Genomic DNA, 2,756 nt, shown 5'->3' with positions numbered 1-2,756 from the left:
CCTCCGCGCTGCGCGAGCGCCTGGCCGCGCTGAGCCCGGCCGAGCGCCAGGGCACGCTGCTGGACCTGGTCCGCCGCGAGGCGGCGGCCGTCCTCGGCGTCGGTGGCGCGGACGGCATCGGCGCGCAGCAGGTGTTCAAGGAGCTCGGTCTCGACTCCCTGATGGCCGTCGAACTGCGCCGTCGTCTCGCCGCCGAGACCGGCCTGACCCTGCCGTCCACCCTCGCCTTCGACTACCCGACCCCCACCGCGATCGCCGGTCTGATCCTGGACCGGCTCGACCTCGGCACCGCGAAGCCCGCACTCACCCCCACCCGCGTCCTCACCAACGCCCGGACGGACGACCCGATCGCGGTCGTCTCGATGGCCTGCCGCCTCCCCGGCGGGATCGACACCCCGGAGGGGTTCTGGGAGCTGCTGGTCTCCGGCGGTGACGCCATCGGCGGCTTCCCCAAGCGCTGGCAGGGCCTGGACCTGTTCAACCCGGACCCGGACGCCGTGGGCAAGAGCTACGCCCGCGAGGGCGGATTCCTGGAGGACGTCGACCAGTTCGACGCCGCGTTCTTCGGCATCAGCCCGCGCGAGGCGCAGTCGATGGACCCGCAGCAGCGGCTCGTCCTCGAAGCCTCCTGGGAGGCCCTGGAGCGCGCGGGCATCCGCCCGGGCAGCCTGGAAGGCACTCGCACCGGCGTCTACCTCGGCGCCATGAGCTCGGACTACGGCAGCCACGAAGGACGTCAACTCGAAGTCCTGGACGGCTATATGAGCACCGGTAACGCGAGCAGCGTGGTCTCCGGCCGCGTCTCGTACGCGCTCGGGCTCCAGGGCCCGGCCGTGACCGTCGACACTGCCTGCTCCTCCTCGCTCGTCGCCGTGCACCTCGCCACCCAGGCGCTGCGCTCCGGCGAGTGCGAGCTCGCGCTGGTCGGCGGCGTCACCGTCATGAACACCCCCGCACTCTTCGTCGAGTTCAGCCGTCTCAAGGGCATGGCGGCGGACGGGCGCTGCAAGAGCTTCGGTGCCGACGCGGACGGCGCGGGCTGGGCCGAGGGCTGCGGCATCCTCGTCCTCAAGCGCCTCTCCGCCGCTCAGCGGGATGGGGACCGCGTTCTCGCGGTCATCAAGGGCAGCGCGATCAACCAGGACGGCCGCAGCCAGGGCCTCACCGCCCCCAATGGTCCGTCGCAGCAGCGCGTCATCCAGGACGCCCTGGCCGCCGCCCGGCTCTCCGCCGCCGACATCGACGCCGTCGAGGCGCACGGCACGGGCACCTCCCTCGGTGACCCGATCGAGGCGGGTGCCCTGGCGGAGGTCTTCGGCCCGACCCGCGCCGCCGACCGCCCGCTCCTCCTCGGCTCCTCGAAGTCGAACATCGGCCACGCCCAGGCGGCCGCCGGTGTCATCGGTGTGATCAAGATGGTCCTCGCCCTGGAGAACGGCGCCCTGCCGCGCACCCTCCACGCCGACGAGCCGAGCCCGCACATCGAGTGGGACGGCAGCGGACTGGCGCTCCTCCAGCAGAACACCCCGTGGCAGCGCGCCGACCGGCCCCGCCGGGCGGGCGTGTCGTCCTTCGGCCTGAGCGGCACCAACGCCCACCTCATCCTGGAGGAAGCCCCCACCGCCGAAGCCCTCCAGCCGGAAGACTCCCAGCCGCAGGCCCTCCCGGTCCTGATCTCGGGCCGCGACGAAGCCGCCCTGCGGGAACAGGCCACCCGCTGGGCCGACTGGCTCGACGCCAACCCCGGCACCCCGCTCGCGGACGTCGCCCTGACCGCCGCCCAGCACCGCACCCACTTCGAGCACCGCGCCGTCGTCGTCGCCGCCTCCACGGCCGACACCGTCACCGCTCTGCGGAGCCTGGCCGAGGGCCGTCCGGGTGCGGGTGCGGTCGTCGGCCGACCGGTCGCGAGCGGCCCGGGCCTCGGTGTGCTGTTCACCGGTCAGGGCAGTCAGCGGCTGGGCATGGCCGCCGGTCTGTACGCGTCCTCGGCGCTCTTCCGGGCGGCCTTCGACGAGGTCGTCGAGGTGCTGGACCGGTACGCGGCGAGGCCGTTGAAGGAGGTCGTGTTCGCGGACCCCGAGGGTGTGGATGCGGGACTGGTGCACCGGACGGAGTTCACCCAGCCCGCCCTGTTCGCCGTCGAGGTGGCGCTCTTCCGCCTCTGGCAGGCGTGGGGTGTGTCCCCGGCCGCCGTGGCCGGGCACTCGGTCGGCGAAGTCGCTGCCGCGCACGTCTCCGGCGTCCTCTCCCTGGACGACGCGGCGCGGCTGGTGGTTGCCCGGGGGCGGCTGATGCAGGGCTGCGAGACGGGCGGCGCGATGGCCTCCGTGGAGGCGGGCGAGGACGAGGTCCTGGCCGCCCTCGCCCAGGTGTCGTCCGGCCGGATCGCGGTCGCGGGTGTCAACTCGCCGGCCCAGACGGTGGTCAGCGGCGACGCGGCCGCCGTCGAGGAAATGCTCGCCGCCATGAGCGCCGCCGGTCGCCGGGTGCGCCGTCTGGAGGTGTCGCACGCCTTCCACAGCCCGCACATGGACGCGATGCTGGCCGAGTTCACCGCCGTCGTCGAGAGCTGCGAGCTGCGGGCCCCGCGCGTCCCGCTGGTCAGCACCCTGGACGGCCGCTGGATGGGCTCGGACCTCGCCCCGGGTGAGGGGGTGCGCTCCCCGCGGTACTGGGCGCGCCAGGCCCGCGAGGCCGTCCGCTTCCTGGACGCCCTCCGCACCCTGCACGACGCGGGCGTGCGCCGCTTCCTG

General features: G+C 74.1%; 1 protein-coding gene. It reads left to right on the top strand.

Features of this window, described 5'->3' with window-relative positions; all coding sequences use genetic code 11:
• A partial coding sequence (locus VM95_RS37270; protein WP_045705752.1) for a type I polyketide synthase occupies positions 1-2,756 on the top strand: 2,756 nt, incomplete at both ends.

This window comes from Streptomyces rubellomurinus (assembly GCF_000961885.1).
In the GTDB taxonomy this organism is placed as follows: Bacteria; Actinomycetota; Actinomycetes; order Streptomycetales; family Streptomycetaceae; genus Kitasatospora; species Kitasatospora rubellomurina.
Note: the sequence above shows the minus strand (reverse complement) of the source record. Positions and strands in the feature narration are given on the sequence as shown.